We start from the raw sequence: 15,636 nt of genomic DNA, 5'->3' as shown, positions 1-15,636 counted from the left end.
CGGGGGCTGGGGCGCCGGGCGCCGTGGGAGGGCGGACGCTTACCAGGTTTTTGCGAGATGATTACGTCGGAACGGATCCGTATCGTCGCAACGCCAAAGGTAGGACGGAGTACGCCGGAACGCAACCGTCTCGTCGTGACGCCGCGGTCACGCTATGCTCGGTGTTCATGACCACGGACCCCCGCACCTCACGCCGCGTCCCCGCGGGAGCCGCCGTGCTCCGGGAGGATGTGACCGACGCCATCCGCGCCGCCGTCTTCGAGGAGCTGGCCGCGGTCGGGTTCGCCCGGATGTCCATCGAGGGCATCGCGCGCCGGGCCGGGGTCGGCAAGACCGCCGTCTACCGGCGCTGGAAGTCCAAGCTGGCGCTCGTCCTCGACCTGGTCTCGGCCTTCGCGTCACAGGGGCTGCCCGCCCCCGCGACCGGTTCGCTGTACGGCGATGTGCGCGCCCTGCTCGAAGTGGCCTCGCACGCCCTGCGCCACCCGGTGGCCTCGCAGGTCATCCCGGATCTGCTGGTGGAGGCGGCCCGTCAGCCCGAGATCGCCGACGCGATCAGGACGGCGCTGCTGGACGGGCAGCGGGGCATCGCCGCGGTGATCGTCCGGGAGGCGGTCGAACGGGGCGAACTCCCCGAGGGCGCCGACGCCGACCGGGCGCTGGACCTGATCGTCGGGCCGCTCTACTGGCGGCTGGTGGTTGTACGGGGCGATCTGCCCAAGGGGTATCTGGACGACCTGGCGGCCTCGGCGGTGGCGGCGCTGCGCCGTACCTGACGTACCGGAACGGAACGTACGTGGGGCTACCGGAACGTACGCGGAAGGCACCCGGCGCGGACCGTACCGTACCTGCGCGGCGCGAACCGGACCGGACCGTACGGCGCGGACTGCACACGCGCCGGATCGGACCGCACGCGCGCGGACCGGAGCCCTCGCCGCCCGGCCCGGCCTTCCGACGTAAACGCCGTGAAACGCCGAAGAGGGCCGGTCGTCCCGCGACCGGCCCTCTCCCGCTTCTCAGCTCAGGGCTACTTGACGGCTCCCGCCATCACACCCGTCACGAACTGCCGCTGGAACGCGAAGAACACGACCAGCGGAATCACCATCGAGACAAAGGCACCCGGCGCCAGGACATCGATGTTGTTGCCGAACTGCCGTACCTGCTGCGAGAGCGCGACCGTGATCGGCGGGCTCTCCGAGTCGGCGAAGATCAGCGCGACCAGCATGTCGTTCCAGACCCACAGGAACTGGAAGATGCCGAGCGAGGCGATCGCCGGACCGCCCAGCGGCATCACGACCCGCGCGAACAGCCGTATCTCGCCCGCCCCGTCGAGCCGGGCGGCCTCCAGCAGCTCCCTCGGGATCTCCGCGAAGAAGTTCCTGAGCAGGAAGATCGCGAAGGGGAGACCGAAGGAGACATGGAAGATGACCACGCCGAAGGTCGTCTCGAAGATGCCGATGGCGCCGAACAGCTTCGAGACCGGTACGAGCGCGACCTGCACCGGCACCACCAGCAGCCCCACGACCACCAGGAACCACCAGTCGCGGCCGGGGAACTCCATCCACGCGAAGGCGTATCCGGCGAGCGAGCCGATCACCACGACCAGGACCGTCGAGGGGACGGTGATCAGGATGGTGGAGAGCAGGGAGTTGGTGATGATGTCGTTGTCGAGGAGCTGCGCGTAGTTCTCCGTGGTGAGCTGGGCGGGGGCCGTGAAGACCTTCCACCAGCCGCTCGCCGCGATGTCCGAGGAGTCACGCAGCGAGGAGAGCAGCAGCCCGATGGTCGGCATCAGCCAGAACAGGCCGACGAGGACGAGGAAGACCCGCATGGCCCCGCCGCCCGCGCGAGCGGCGATCCGGCCGGCGAGGGACTGCCGCGCCTTGACCGGCTGATCGCTCCGGCCGTTCGCGGCCACCGGGACCGTCTCAGCTTTTGTGGTCACCGGCGGGTCTCCCTTCGTATGCGCCGCACGTTGCTGTGCTGTCCCGGGGGGCGACCCCCGGACCCCCGGCAGTGCGCGGGGGCGAGGAGACGGTTGGCGTTCACCGGCGGGTCTCCTTTCGCATGCGCCGCACGTTGAAGAGCATCACCGGGATCACCAGCAGGAGCAGCAGTACGGCGATCGCGCTGCCCACGCCGAGATCCGCGTCCGTGCCGAACGACGAGCGGTAGAGCTGGAGCGCCAGCACATTCGCGTCGTCCTGCGACGAGCCCGGCGCGATGATGAAGACCAGGTCGAAGATCTTCAGCACATTGATCATCAGCGTGACCATCACGACCGCGAGGACCGGTGCCAGCAGCGGCACGGTGATCCGCCGGAAGACCTGCCACTCGTTCGCGCCGTCCACCCGCGCGGCTTCCATGAGTTCGCGGGGCACGCTCGCCAGACCCGCCGCGATCAGCACCATCGCGAACCCGGCCCACATCCACAGATAGCTGCCGATGATCGCCGGGGTGACCAGGGAGGGACCGAGCCAGTCCACACCGTTGTACGGCTCCCTGAAGTTGGCCTCGGGAAGCCGGAGCTGGGCTCCGTCCGCGGCCGCGGGGAGGCTGAACGTACCGTCGGCACCGGCCTTCGCCGAGGCCACGACCTTGCCGTCCTTGACCGCCTCCACCGTCATGCCCGGGAGGCCTAGTTCCTGGGGGTCGATGACATTGGGCTTGCCGCCGCCGCCCTTGGTGAAGTCCAGCCAGGCGGTGCCGGTGACCCGGCCGTCCTCCGCCGCGGGCGCCTTGGCGGGCGCCGCGTCGGAGGGCATCTTCGCGGGCGCCACCCCGACCAGCGGGAGCTGGACGACGCTGCCCGCGCTCACCGGGTCCTTGGTGATGAACGCGCCGCCGCCCGCCGGCTTCAGCGGATGGACCGGCAGCGGATGGGCGTTGGGGAAGCCCGCCGACTCGTTGAAGGTGTCGTGCACGCCCACCCAGACCGCGTTGGCGACGCCGCGGTCGGGATCCTGCTCGTACACCAGCCGGAAGATGATGCCCGAAGCGAGCATCGAGATCGCCATCGGCATGAAGACGATCAGCTTGAACGCCGTGCCCCAGCGCACCCGTTCGGTGAGTACGGCGAAGATCAGCCCGAGCGCGGTGGCGACGGTGGGCGCCACCACCACCCAGACCGCGTTGTTCTGGACCGCGGTCAGGATGGTGTCGTCGGTGAAGATCTCCACATAGTTGTCGAGACCGGCGAAGCTGTCGCCGGACTTGTCGAAGAAGGACCGGTAGACCGAGAACCCGATGGGGTAGACCACGAGCGCGCCGAGCAGTACCAGCGCGGGCAGCAGGAAGCCGGCCGCGACGAGTTTACGTGTGCCTGTCACGCTCTTGCGTTTGCCTGAGCCGGGGGGCACCGGCACGGTGCCCCCCGTTGTCGCCGTTGTCACCGCGTCAGCTCTGGTACGCCTTGGCCGCGTCCGATTCCAGCTTCTGCTGGGCGCCCGCGATGTCCTTCGGGTTCTTGAGGAAGTCCTGGAGCGTCTTCCACTCGCCCTTGCCGGGCGTACCGCCGAACGACTGCGGCGCCTGGTCCGACATGTCGAAGCGGACATTGTCGCCCGCGTCGATCAGGGCCTTGGCGATACCGCGCTGCACCTCGTTCGGGTACGCGGCGCCGTCCAGGGACTTGTTCGGCGAGATGAAGCCGCCCGCCTCCGCCCAGATCTTCGCGGCGTCCGTCGAGGCCAGGAAGGTCAGCAGCGCCTGCGCGCCCTTGCTGTCCTTGAGCGCCACGGCCGCGTCGCCGCCGGTCACCACCGGGGCCTCGGGGCCCACCGCCGGGAACGGGAAGACCTTGGCGTCCGTACCGATCTTGGCCTCGGTCTCACCGATCATGGCGCCGACGAAGTCGGCCTCGAAGACCATCGCGGCCTTGGGCTGGTCGCCGCCGGTGAAGGTCTGCGTGACGGAGGCGGGGAACTCGGTCTGGAGCGCGCCGTCGGCGCCGCCCGCGATCAGGTTCGGCTTGCCGAAGAGCTGGCCGAGGGTGGTGAGCGCGTCCCGCACGGAGCCGTCGGTCCACTTGATCTCGTGCTTGGCGAGCTGGTCGTACTTCTCCGGGCCGGCCTGGGAGAGATAGATGTTCTCGAACCAGTCGGTGAGGGTCCAGCCGTCCGCGCCGCCGACCGAGACCGGGGTGACGCCCGACGCCGAGATGGTCTCGGCCGTGGCCAGGAAGTCGGGCCAGGTCGCGGGGGCCGAGGCGCCCGCGTTCTCGAACGCGGCGTTGTTGTACCAGACCAGCGACTTGTTGGCGGCCTTGAAGTACACGCCGTACTGCTCGCCGTCCACCGAGCCGAGGTCCTGCCACACCTGGCCGTAGTTCTTGGCGAGCTGGGCCTTCGCCTCGGCGCCGACCGGCTTGGCCCACTTCTTCTCGACGGCCTGCTGGATCGCGCCGACCTGCGGCAGCATCGCCACATCAGGCGGGCTGCCGCCGGCGATCTTCGTACCGAGGAAGTTGACGATCGGGTCCTGCGCGGGGACGAAGGTGACCTTCGCGCCGGTGCGCTTCTCGAACTCCGTCAGGACCTTGGTGAAGTTCTCCTGCTCGGGGCCGGTCCAGACCGCGGCGACCTGGATGGTCTCGCCCTTGAGCTGGGGCAGTTGGACACTGGCCGCCGGTTCCTTGCTCGCGCCGGTGTCCGAGCCCTTGTCGTCGCCCGAGTCGCCGCTGCTGCAACCGGTGAGTGCCAGGGCGCCGGCGGCGACGGCCGCCACGGCGGCCCTGCGGGTGCCGAGCCGCCCCCTGCCGGTGCCAAGAGCCCTGCGTGCCCTACGAGTTGTACCCATCACTGCCCCGTCTCTGTCCTAGTGCGTACGGATCTACGCGTGTGGAACGGCTTCGCGGCCGTGACGTGGCGGCGCTGCTCTCGTCCCGTGCGGACAGTCCTACGCCCGGTGATCTGCCGTCGCAATACTGTTACCGGCGTCAACTCCTTGATCGTGATGGGCTCGTGACGTGGCGCTGCGGACGTAAAGGGATCTTCAGGGTTTCCGGGATGTGTGCCTCAGGATTTGCGGGGCGGGCGGGGGACGGTCAGGAGATGCTCACGGGTGAGCGGGGGTCAGCGGGGCGACCGGGACGGCGTCGACCGAACGCGCGGCCCGGTCCAGGGCGCTGGCGAGCAGGGCGAGATCCGTCGGTCCGTTGCCCAGCTCCCTCACCGGCCGGCGGGCGGGCGGATCGCCCATCCGCTCCCACTCCAGCACCACCACGGTGGGCCTGAGCGTGGCCGTACGGGGGATACGGCCGGTGACCCGGCCGCCCTGGAACGGGGTGACCCGGCCGTCCGGATGCCCCAGCCGGCCGCGGCCCGGCGCCGGATCGTCGGGGGAGGGCGCGACGGGCGGGGCGTCCAGCACGACCCGCAGCCTGGCGCCCTGCGCCAGCTCGGTGTCGACGGTACGGTCGGGGCGCGCCGAGGCCGCGACGAGATGCACGCCGAGGCGCTCGCCGTCCCTGGCCACGGCCTCCAGGGCCCGTACGACCGAACCGGCCGCCGGGCGGCCCGGGCTGCCGAGCGCGGGCGCGACCAGCGCGTCGAAGTCGTCGACGAGCACGACGAGCCGGGGCAGGGGCGCGGGACGCTGTCCGTGGCCGGGGCTCCCGGCGGCGGTACGGAGCCGGACCGCGCCCCGGGCGGCGGCTTCGGGGTCGGCGCGCGGCCCGTCCTGCTGCTGCTCGGGCAGATCGACACGGGACTCGGCGCGGCGCGGGGAGCGCTGCTCAGGGGCGGCCTGGGCGTGACGGCCGGCCGGCCGGTCGGGGCTCGGGGCGTACGAGCCGGCGGGCGCGTCGGCGCCGGGGATACGGCGGCCGGTCGACGGGTCGGGGCTTGGGGCGCGCCGACCCGTCATCGGGTCCGGGCCGGGGGTGCGCTGATCGGTCAACCGGTCGGTGCCGACGGTGCGTTGACCGGGGAAACGGTCGGGGAACCGGTCGGCGCCGGGCGTGCGCCGGCCCATCGTCTGGTCGGCGGTGGGTCCGCGCTGCCCCATCAGGCCGTCGCCGCTCGGGGCGCGCTGGTCCGAGAACCGGTCGCCGCTCGGAGTGCGCTGGTCGGCGAAACGGTCGGTGGCCGAAGAGCGCTGGTCCGCGAACCGGTCGGTGGCCGGGCCGCGTTGGTCGGCCGGTCCGTCGCCGCCCAGGGCATGCCGGCCGGTCGACTGGTCGCCGCCCGAGGTGTGCCGGCCGATGGGCGCGTCGGCGCCGGGGGCATGCCGGCCGGTCGGCGCGTCGACGCCCGGCGCGCGCTGGGCGGTCAAGCGGTCCGTACCGGCGCCGCGTTGGCCGGTCAACCGGTCCGGGACCTCGCGTGTGTCCTGGGCGGCGCCCCATTCCCTGTGCCACTCCGCGAAGTCCGACCGGCCCAGCAGCTCGGCGCGGCGCTTCAGTTCGGCGCCCAGGGCCTGCGCGAACTCGCGCATTCTGACGGGGTCGGAGGCGATCAAGTGCTCGGTCACATGCGGCAGTTCCGTACAGGCCGAGAGGCCCTCGCCGCGCTCGCCCCCCGCGCCGTCGACCAGCAGCAGCCCCAGCTGGTCCGGCGGACCTGCGGCGGCCAGCGAGGCGGCGACGGACCGCAGCAGTTCCGTACGGCCGCTGCCCGGCGGGCCCTCGATCAGCAGATGCGGGCCCTCCTCGGTCAGATCGACGCTGAGCGGACCGCGCGGCCCGGCGCCGAGGACGGCCGTGCAGTCGCCCGTACGGTCCGCCGCCGACGCCCAACGCGCCATCAGCGACGCCGGGGTGGCCCGCGCCAGGCCCAGCTCGTCGAGCAGCCTGGCCGACCGGGGCAGCACGGCCGTGGGACGGCTCCTGCCGCTGCCCGCCGCAGCGCGCAGCGGCGCCAGCGCCCGGCCGAACCGCTCGGCCCAGGCCGCCGACACCGCGTCCACCACCGCGACCGTGCCATGACCCGTCGGCTGCCCCACGGACGTACGGAGCAGCCGCAGCGTGGTGGCCACATCACCGCTCAGCAGGGCGACCGCCCCGCACTCACGGAACGGGAGCGAGGCCGCGCACGCCGTCTCGTACGTCGCGGCGACCGGCGAGAGCGGTGAGGCGGCCGGGGTCTCGGCGAGACAGAGCAGATGGATACCGGCGGCGGCCCCCGCCCCCGCGAGCTGCGCCGTCGTCTCGCGCAGCGCGGCGGAACCGGGATCGCCGTCGACGATCACCAGCGTGTACGGGCCGTCGTGGCGGGCCGCGGCCTCCGTGATGGTCCAGGGGTCGGCCGAGGCCCAGCCGGTGCCCAGCGGGCCGTCGTCCAGCCGGCGGGTCAGCTCGGCCGTCCTGGCTGCCGCCTGGTCACGGTCGTAGGCGAGCAGCAGCCGGCAGTCCTGGCCGTGCGCGGGCCGTACATGGGGGAGCCAGCCGAGCCAGCCCCAGTCGTCCCGGCGCTCCTCCAGGGTGCGCGTCCGGTCCGTACTGATCAGGACGATCTCCAGGTCGGCGGGGGAGTGCAGCGCGGCGAGCTGCGCCACGGCCCAGCGCGCCATGCCGCTGATCCGCTCCCGGGGGCCCGCGAGGGCGAGCGAACCGGCCTCGCGCAGACAGACCGTCACCGGCGCGGCGGCGGCCGGGCGGTCCGCGGTGCCCAGCCGGACGACAAGGGCGTCGGGGTGGCGGCTGTCCCGCTCCCAGAGCCGGGGTCCTGGACCGAGCGCGGTCAGCAGCACGGCGGCCGGGTCCGGACAGGTCTCGGGCCGGCCCTGCCCCGCGGCTCCGGCCGTGCTCCCGGGGCCGCCGTCCCCGGCTGCGGCGGGCTCCTCGTCCCGCCCGCCGGCGAGCCGCCGCGCCCAGGCGCCTATCCCGCCCCGCCTCCGGGCCGCGGCCTCGGGCGCCTCGGTCCCCCGCGGAGGCGTGCCCTGCCGCCGGGCGCCGCCCGTACGGCTGTGCCCCTGCGGCCCGTCGTCGCCGGAAGCGGAACCGGAACCGGACGCGGAACCGGCGCTGTACGGGGTGCCCGCGTGGCGGGCGTGGCCATCGGCGGCGCCCGCGCTCCCTTGCGCCGGGACGCCGGAACCGGGCCCGCCGAGGCCGTGCCCGTACGAGGTGCTGTCGGCGGGCCCTGAGCCGGTGCGCCAGGGGGTGCTGTCGTCCGGTCCTGCGCCTGTGCCTGACGGCCGCGCGCGGCCGTCCGACATGCTCGCGTCGGTGCGCCAGGAGTCGTCCGGTCCGGTGCCCGTCGGCCAGGCGGAGCCGTCCGGTTGCCCCGGCTGCCCCGCTTGTCCCGCGCCGGACTGCCGGTACGGGGTCTCCTCGGCCGGGCCTCCGCCGCTCTGCCATGCGGTGCCGTCGTCCGGTCCGCTGCCCGCGTGCCGCCCGCGCCCGCTGCTCGTACCGGTCTGCCACGGGTCGTCCGGTCCCGTGCCCGTGTGCTCGTACGGGGTGCTGTCCCCCGGAGCCGCCCCCGGGTGGCGGGACGGTGTGGCCTCCGACGGGTCCGGGGTGGTGGCCCTGGTGTGGGAGTCGTCGGACGGGGGCTCCATGCGGCCGCGGAAGCCGTAGTGGGTGTCGGCGGTGCGGGGGTCGGGGACCCGTGGGGCGCCCGGCGGGTTGCCGTACTGGGGGCCCAGGACCCGGCTGGACGCGCCCGCCGGGACCGAGCCGCCGTAACCCCGCCCCGTATGACTTTCGCCACGCCCCTGGCCGTCACGCCCCTGGTCGCCGCGGACCGGCCCGTCCGGTGCGGGTTCGCGCAGGCCGCTGCCGTACTGCGGGCCCGGCGAGGCGCCCTCCGGGCCGTACTCCGAGCCGTCCGTGCCGAATCCGCCCGTGCCGTACGCACCCGTCGTCGGCCCGCTCCCCGGTGCCGCGGCCGGACCGCCCGTACCCGAAGACCCCGGAGGCCCGTCCGTGCGGACGATCCGCAGGTGGCCCTCGCCGTCCGGTGCCGTGGGCAGTACGGGCGGGCGCTCGCCCGAGGTGAGCCGCAGCGCCGATTCGCCGAGCCGCAGCAGCGCGCCGGGCGGCAGCGGGACCGGGCGCTCGCCGACGGGCGCGCCCTCCAGCGTCGTACCGTTCGTGGAGCCCAGGTCCGCCACCGACACCCGGCCGTCCTCGCCGACTGTCACCGCACAGTGGATCCGCGACACATCAGGGTCGTCCAGCGGCACATCCGCGTCGGCGGAGCGGCCGATCCTGATCCGCCCGCCGTGCAGCAGATGCACCCCGCCCGCGTCCGGCCCCGCCACCACATGGAGCTGCGTCGGCGCGTCGTCCGCCGGTGCGTCGTCCTCCCCGGGGACCTGGAGCGAGAGCACCGCTCCGTCGATCAGCGGCGGTTCGCCGAGCGTGCGGCGCTGGGCGTCCAGCCGCTCCCTGCCCGCGTACAGGACGACCGCGCCCGAGGCGTCCGGGCCCGAGACGGCGGTGGCGAGGCCGGAGGCGACGGCGGCCAGCGCCGTCCCGGCCGGGGCGGTGACGAGCACATCGCACGCGCGCGCGGCGGCATGCCCGCCGTGCGGAGCGAGGACGGTCAGCCGGATCTGCATCGCCGTCAGCGGTCCCTTCTGCGCGGGGTGCCCGGCAGGGGAACTGCCCTGAATCTCTTCCCCCCACCACGCACGGACGCGTCGCCCGGTACAGGTCGGCACGGACGGCGTGGCCCCCCGCCACACCTTCGCGCGCTGGAGGCATCCTCGCACCTGCCACTGACAACACGCCCGGCGGCCGACGCCAAGTGATCTTGAATAGTCGGCTGTTGGCGCAAAAGTACCTGCTTGAATGTCGCTTCGGGACGGCTTGTGATCATCTGCGAGCCACTCCGACCTGCTGTTCGGCAACCGTCCGCACTATGTGAGCGTCTTGTCTCCGAACACGACCGGAGTGGGAGCGGAAGATGACCGACCGGTGATCCCCCCGCCGATCCGCTCGGTGACCCGTTCGGGCGGTCTAAAGTGGGTCGCAGGCCCGGGGCGCCCGGGGCACTGACCCGACCATCACCAGCAGGGAGCGCATGACGTGCGGCCGGTAGGCAGCAAGTACCTGCTAGAGGAGCCCCTCGGCCGCGGCGCCACGGGCACCGTCTGGCGTGCCCGCCAGCGTGAGGCCGCGGGCGCCGAGGCGGCCGTCGCCGGCCAGCCGGGCGAGACCGTCGCGATCAAGGTCCTCAAGGAGGAGCTGGCGAACGACGCGGATGTCGTGATGCGCTTCCTGCGCGAGCGCTCCGTACTGCTCCGCCTCACGCACCCCAATATCGTCCGCACCCGCGATCTGGTCGTCGAGGGCGATCTCCTCGCGCTGGTCATGGACCTGGTCGACGGCCCCGATCTGCACCGCTATCTGCGGGACAACGGCCCGTTCTCCCCGGTCGCCGCGGCCCTGCTGACCGCCCAGATCGCGGACGCGCTCGCCGCCAGCCACGCCGACGGCGTCGTGCACCGGGACCTCAAGCCCGCCAACGTCCTCCTCAAGGACGCCGGCGGCGAGATGCACCCGATGCTCACCGACTTCGGCATCGCGCGCCTCGCGGACTCCCCGGGCCTGACCCGTACGCACGAGTTCGTCGGCACCCCCGCCTATGTCGCGCCGGAGTCCGCCGAGGGCCGCCCGCAGACCTCCGCCGTCGACATCTACGGTGCGGGCATCCTGCTGTACGAATTGGTCACAGGCCGTCCGCCGTTCGCGGGCGCGACCGCGCTGGAGGTGCTCCACCGCCATCTCAGCGAGGAGCCCCGCCGCCCCACCACCGTGCCCGAGCCGCTGTGGACGGTCATAGAGCGCTGTCTGCGCAAGGACCCCGCCCAGCGGCCCAGCGCCCAGAACCTCGCCCGCGCCCTGCGGACCGTCGCCGCCGGGGTCGGGGTGCACTCCACCCCCGCCCAGGTCGACGCCGCGCTGGGGGTCGGCGCGCTGCTCGCGCCCGACCCGGCGCCCGCGCCGGTGCCCGACCTTCCGGGCGCCGCCGACCCCACCCAGGTCCTGCCGGGCAACGCCGGCTCGTACGATCCGAACGCGGCCACCAGCGTCCTGCCCTCCGGCGGCGTGGGCCCCGGCGGTCCCGGATTCGGCGGGCCGTCGGGCGCCGCCGACCCGACCGCGGTCATGCCGCCCGTACCGCCGCGCCCCGACGGGACCCCCGAGCCGGAGGGTCCGCACCCCTGGCAGAGCCAGCTCCAGGCCGCGCGCGACCGCAACGAACAGACGCAGGTCCAGTATCTGGACCCGGACCAGGACCCGCTGCGCCGCCGCCCGCAGCGCCCGCAGGCGCCCCGGCAGCAGCAGCCCCCGCCGCCGCCCGTACGCCAGCAGCGCCCTCAGCGGCAGCCGCAGCCGTACGCCCCGCAGCCTCCCCAGCAGCAGCGGTACGCGCCGCCCCCGCAGCAACAGCAGTACGCGCCTCCGCAGCCGCCGCCCCAGCAGCCGGCCCCGCGCCAGCCGCGGCAGCGCAGCGCGAACCCGATGCGCATCCCGGGCCTGGGCTGCCTCAAGGGCTGTCTGTTCACGCTCGTCCTGCTCTTCGTCGCGGGCTGGCTGGTCTGGGAACTGACCCCGCTTCAGGACTGGATCGCCGAGGGCAAGAGCTACTGGTCAGCCATAAGTGACGCGTTCACGGCGGTGACCAACTGGTTCTCGGAGCTGGGCGGTTCCGACCCGGGCACCGGTTCCGGATCGGGTACGGGTTCCGTCCCCGGGCAGTGATCCCGGGCCGGACAGAGACCCCAGGGGTGACAACGCCCGGAACCCGTACGGAACACCCCGGTACCCGCGTACTTTGATGGGCAACGCCAGCCGCTGAGGGAGCAGTCTTGGCACGGAATATCGGCAGCCGGTACACCGCCCATCAGATTCTGGGGCGGGGCAGCGCCGGCACGGTGTGGCTCGGCGAGGGGCCCGAAGGACCCGTCGCCATCAAGCTGTTGCGCGAGGACCTCGCCTCGGACCAGGAGCTGGTCGGGCGCTTCGTACAGGAGCGCACCGCCCTGCTCGGTCTCGACCACCCGCGGGTGGTCGGCGTCCGCGATCTCGTCGTGGACGGCAATGACCTGGCGCTCGTCATGCAGCTCGTCCGCGGCACGGATCTGCGCACCCGGCTGGAGCGCGAGCGCAGGCTCGCCCCCGAGGCCGCCGTCGCGATCATCGCCGATGTCGCCGACGGCCTCGCCGCCGCGCACGCGGCCGGGGTCGTCCACCGCGATGTCAAGCCGGAGAACATCCTGCTCGACATGGAGGGCCCGCTCGGCCCCGGCGGCGCGCACCCCGCGCTGCTCACCGACTTCGGGGTCGCCAAGCTGATCGACACCCCCCGGCGCACCAAGGCGACCAGGATCATCGGCACGCCCGACTACCTGGCGCCCGAGATCGTCGAGGGGCTGCCGCCGCGCGCCGCCGTCGACATCTACGCGCTGGCCACGGTGCTGTACGAGCTGCTCGCCGGCTTCACCCCGTTCGGCGGCGGGCACCCCGGGGCCGTACTGCGCCGGCATGTCACCGAGACCGTCGTTCCGCTGCCCGGTATCCCCGAGGAGCTGTGGCAGCTCCTCGTCCAGTGCCTGGCGAAGGCCCCGGCGTCCCGGCTGCGCGCCTCCGAGCTGGCGGCGCGGCTGCGCGAGCAGCTCCCGTCGCTGGCGGGCATCCCCCCGCTGGACGTGGACGAGCCCGACGCGGAGCCGGCCGAGCCGGCGGCGTACGAGGAGCGGGGGCCGGTCGCCCCCGAGGAGCCGCGCCGCCGGGGCGCGGTCCCCCTGGTCCCGGGCGCGGCACCCGACTCCAACCGGGACACGCACACGAGCATGCGCGTCCCGGGCCCCGACGAACTGGCCGGCGGCGCCCGCGGCACGGCCCGCGCCCCCCGCTCCCCGGGCCAGCGCAGGCCGGGCTCGGCCCGCCACAAGGCGGAGACGGTCCGGAAGCGCCGACTCACACTGGGGGTGGTGGTGGCACTGGTGGTCATAGCCGTAGCCGCAGGCGGCTGGCTGGCTGTTTTTTCTTGAGGCTCGGTTCGCCCCCCCTTTTTTTGGAGGCTCGGTTCGCCTCCGGGCGCCTCAAGACCCTGTCGACGGTCGACCGTGCTCGCCCCCTCGTACCTCGGGGCCTGCGCCCACGCGGCGGAGCCGCATATTGAGCACAGCCTCCCTTTCGACAGCGCCCGGCGCCCTTCGGCTCACTCGCCGGCGGCCGTGCGGGGCCCGGACATCGACGTCACCGCAGCGGCCGGGCGGAGCCTCGCGCGGGGCCCGGTCACCCCGACCGCCTGGGGTACGGACCATGTGCGGGCCGCTGCCGGACGCCCGGCGAGTGAGCCGAAGGGGCGCGGTCGGTGCCGAAAGGGAGAGCGCGCAGGGTAGCGAGGTACGAGCGGACCGAGCACGGTCGACCGTCGGCACCGACATGAGCGCCCGGGAGGCGAACCGAGCCCAAAAAAAGAGGGGCTAGGCTGGTGGCGTGGCAGTCGTCGATGTATCCGAAGAGCTGAAGTCCCTCTCCTCGACCATGGGGTCGATCGAGGCCGTCCTGGACCTCGACAAACTGAGGGCCGACATCGCCGTGCTGGAAGAGCAGGCCGCGGCCCCGTCCCTCTGGGACGACCCGGAGGCGGCGCAGAAGATCACCAGCAAGCTCTCGCACCTCCAGGCCGAGGTCCGCAAGACGGAGGCGCTCCGCGGGCGGATCGACGACCTCGAAGTGCTCTTCGAGCTGGCCGAGGCCGAGGACGACCCGGACACCCGGGCCGAGGCCGAGTCCGAGCTGGAGTCGGTGCGCAAGGCGCTGGACGAGATGGAGGTCCGTACGCTCCTGTCCGGCGAGTACGATGAGCGCGAGGCGCTCGTCAACATCCGCGCCGAGGCGGGCGGCGTCGACGCCGCCGACTTCGCCGAGCAGCTCCAGCGCATGTATCTGCGGTGGGCCGAGCGGCACAGCTACGGCACCGAGGTGTACGAGACGTCGTACGCGGAAGAGGCCGGCATCAAGTCGACCACCTTCGTCGTCAAGGCGCCCTACGCGTACGGCACGCTCTCCGTCGAGCAGGGCACCCACCGGCTCGTCCGTATCTCGCCGTTCGACAACCAGGGCCGCCGTCAGACCTCCTTCGCCGGGGTCGAGGTGCTCCCGGTCGTCGAGTCCAGCGACCATGTCGAGATCGACGAGTCCGAGCTGCGCGTGGATGTCTACCGCGCCTCGGGACCCGGCGGACAGGGCGTCAACACCACGGACTCCGCGGTCCGTATCACGCACCTCCCCACCGGCATCGTCGTCTCCTGCCAGAACGAACGCTCGCAGATCCAGAACAAGGCGAGCGCCATGAACGTCCTCCAGGCGAAGCTGCTCGAACGCCGCCGCCAGGAGGAGCAGGCGAAGATGGACGCGCTCAAGGGCGACGGCGGCAACTCCTGGGGCAACCAGATGCGTTCGTACGTTCTGCACCCTTACCAGATGGTCAAGGACCTGCGGACCGACTTCGAGGTGGGCAATCCGCAGAGCGTGCTCGACGGCGAGATCGACGGTTTCCTGGAAGCGGGAATTCGCTGGCGCAAGCAGCAGGAGAAGTAAACTCACGCTTTGTCGACAAGGGAACTGCCGCCTACGGGGCGGCAGTTCCCTTTTTCGTCACAGTTCCCGGCCCGGCGCGGGACAACTGACGCGATAACGGTCATCGCGCTCGCAACCACCTTGACGCGTATATGAAAAGTCGGAAAGCTGGCGCGCGGCATGCGTAATTCCGAGGCGCGTGAGACCGGGGGCGGAGTACGACGGACCCTCGTGGCCGCTGCGCCGGGCGCTGCACCGATGACGAATGAGCTACTGGGGGTAGCAAGCAGATGACCAAGAAGACGCGGATCCGCGTGGCACGCGTGGCGGCCGGTGCGGTGATCGCCGCCGGCGCCTCGCTGACCATCGCGGGCGCCGCTCAGGCCGCCGGTATCGGAGTCGATGTCGCGGGTGTCTCCGTCGATGTCGGCCTCACCGGTATCGGAGACGACCCGACCGACACTCCGACGGCGCCGCCGAGCGAGATCCCGGACCCGCCGGAGGAGGAGCCGACCGATCCTCCCGCCGAGGAGCCCACGGACCCGCCGGCCGAGGAGCCGACCGACCCGCCGGCCGAGGAGCCGACGGACCCGCCCGCCGAGGAGCCGACCGACCCTCCGGCGGAGGAGCCGACCGAGAACCCGACCGAAGAGCCGACCGGTGACCCGAGCACGCCGACCAAGCCCGGTGAGGGTGGCGGTACCGGCGGTAACGGCGGCGGTACGGGTGGCGACGAGGGCGCGGGCACCTGCACCGTCGACCTCGACGGCGCCGAGTGCGTCGACAACACCGACACCGACAGCGCCGGCTCCCAGCCGGTCCAGCAGGGTTCGGCCAAGGAGGAGCTGGCGGAGACCGGCGCCGCCGAGACCTCGTTCCTGCTGATCGGTGCCGCGACCATGATCGCGGGCGGTATCGGCTTCCGGATGCTGCCGCGTCTGGTGGGCGGTGGCCGTACGGTCGCGTAAGCGCGTACGGACGGCCGGGCCCTCGTCAGCGGGGGACCGGCCAGGAGCCAGAACAGGCACGAGGGGCCCGGGAAGGCCCCCCCCCCGTTTCCTGCCCCCCCCCCTCCCCCCTTTCGGTTTTTCCCCCACCCGTTTCCCCCCCCCCCCCCCCACCCCCCCCCCCCCCCCCCCCCCAGACGGGTC

General features: G+C 73.1%; 9 protein-coding genes. 5 read left to right on the top strand and 4 right to left on the bottom strand.

Features of this window, described 5'->3' with window-relative positions; genetic code table 11:
* The first annotated feature begins 167 nt into the window (after window positions 1-167).
* A complete protein-coding gene (locus ACFU9P_RS18395; RefSeq protein ID WP_376374273.1) occupies window positions 168-776 on the top strand; it encodes a TetR/AcrR family transcriptional regulator in 609 nt (202 codons plus the stop codon).
* A 251-nt stretch (window positions 777-1,027) separates the two neighbouring features.
* Here the strand turns inward: ACFU9P_RS18395 and ACFU9P_RS18390 are convergent, their stop codons facing one another.
* The 4 genes from ACFU9P_RS18390 to ACFU9P_RS18375 all read right to left on the bottom strand — a co-directional run bounded on the left by ACFU9P_RS18390 (window position 1,028) and on the right by ACFU9P_RS18375 (window position 9,507).
* Entirely contained in the window at window positions 1,028-1,831 is an 804-nt protein-coding gene (locus ACFU9P_RS18390; RefSeq protein ID WP_376374374.1) for a carbohydrate ABC transporter permease, read from the bottom strand.
* Between the two features lie 214 nt (window positions 1,832-2,045).
* Window positions 2,046-3,392, bottom strand: a complete 1,347-nt coding sequence (locus ACFU9P_RS18385; protein ID WP_384081779.1) for a carbohydrate ABC transporter permease — start codon at window positions 3,390-3,392, stop codon at window positions 2,046-2,048.
* Window positions 3,393-3,396: 4 nt separating this feature from the next.
* A complete protein-coding gene (locus ACFU9P_RS18380; protein WP_384081776.1) occupies window positions 3,397-4,797 on the bottom strand; it encodes an ABC transporter substrate-binding protein in 1,401 nt (466 codons plus the stop codon).
* Between the two features lie 258 nt (window positions 4,798-5,055).
* Window positions 5,056-9,507, bottom strand: a complete 4,452-nt coding sequence (locus ACFU9P_RS18375) for an FHA domain-containing protein (protein ID WP_384081772.1) — start codon at window positions 9,505-9,507, stop codon at window positions 5,056-5,058.
* Between the two features lie 469 nt (window positions 9,508-9,976).
* On the opposite strand from ACFU9P_RS18375, the gene ACFU9P_RS18370 reads away from it, so the two are divergent.
* From ACFU9P_RS18370 to ACFU9P_RS18355, 4 genes are all read left to right on the top strand, one after another.
* A complete protein-coding gene (locus tag ACFU9P_RS18370) occupies window positions 9,977-11,656 on the top strand; it encodes a serine/threonine-protein kinase (RefSeq protein ID WP_384081769.1) in 1,680 nt (559 codons plus the stop codon).
* Window positions 11,657-11,763: 107 nt separating this feature from the next.
* A complete protein-coding gene (locus ACFU9P_RS18365; RefSeq protein WP_376374259.1) occupies window positions 11,764-12,948 on the top strand; it encodes a serine/threonine-protein kinase in 1,185 nt (394 codons plus the stop codon).
* A 451-nt stretch (window positions 12,949-13,399) separates the two neighbouring features.
* Window positions 13,400-14,506, top strand: a complete 1,107-nt coding sequence (prfB, locus tag ACFU9P_RS18360; protein ID WP_376374256.1) for a peptide chain release factor 2 — start codon at window positions 13,400-13,402, stop codon at window positions 14,504-14,506.
* Window positions 14,507-14,775: 269 nt separating this feature from the next.
* A complete protein-coding gene (locus ACFU9P_RS18355; protein WP_376374253.1) occupies window positions 14,776-15,453 on the top strand; it encodes an LPXTG cell wall anchor domain-containing protein in 678 nt (225 codons plus the stop codon).
* Window positions 15,454-15,636: the final 183 nt, after the last annotated feature.

It is taken from the genome of Streptomyces sp. NPDC057617 (assembly GCF_042800555.1).
Classification (GTDB): Bacteria; Actinomycetota; Actinomycetes; order Streptomycetales; family Streptomycetaceae; genus Streptomyces.
Note: the sequence above shows the minus strand (reverse complement) of the source record. Positions and strands in the feature narration are given on the sequence as shown.